General features: G+C 67.6%; 1 pseudogene. It reads right to left on the bottom strand.

The features are described 5' to 3' along the window. Positions 1-679, bottom strand: a pseudogene (locus ACYQ8K_RS30165) (dihydrodipicolinate reductase); the annotation flags it as partial.

The following is a 679-nucleotide window of genomic DNA, read 5'->3' as shown; positions in this document are numbered from 1 at the left end:
CGATGTCCGGATCGCCGGAAATCATGACGCGATAGGACAGGTCTCCGATCCCGGTGGGCCAGTCGGGGGCGACGTCGTGCGCGAGCCGGGTGACGTGCTCGATGACGATGGCCTCCCGGCCGTCGACCACGCCGATCGCCTGCATTCGCAGCGCGCCGCAGGTCCCCGCCTCGACGGTGCCCATCGCGACCTCCAGCGTCCGGTTGGTGACGGCACGGTCGAAACTTTCGCGCACTTCCTGGACTTCGACACCCAACGCGTCGGCGATCAATCGGATCTGCCCCTGCCATTCGCCGGCGATGGCGCCGGGGTAGCCGATCCAGGGCTGATAGTCGAGCCGACGGCCGAAGCCCAGCGCGTCGCTCATGATGTCGGGAACCCCGTAGTCGTCGTACAGGCCGATCTCGAAGGAGTGGATCTTGTCGATCGATGAAGACTGGGTGGACAGCACTAGGGGCAGATAGTCGGCGGCGAAGCCCGGCTCGATCCCGGAGGCGTACAGCGACACCTGGCCCTGCCTGGCCGCGGCGACCAACTGGTCGCGCCACTCCGCGGGCTCGTAGGCGTGCGGGTTGACCAATCGGGTGGTGCTGGTGGTCACGACGTTGAGCCCGGCTTCGAGCAGCTTGACGTAGTCCGGGATGGCCAGCGCGTCGCGCTCCGGACCGCTGGCCGCATA

This window comes from Mycobacterium sp. MUNTM1 (assembly GCF_054660795.1).
Note: the sequence above shows the minus strand (reverse complement) of the source record. Positions and strands in the feature narration are given on the sequence as shown.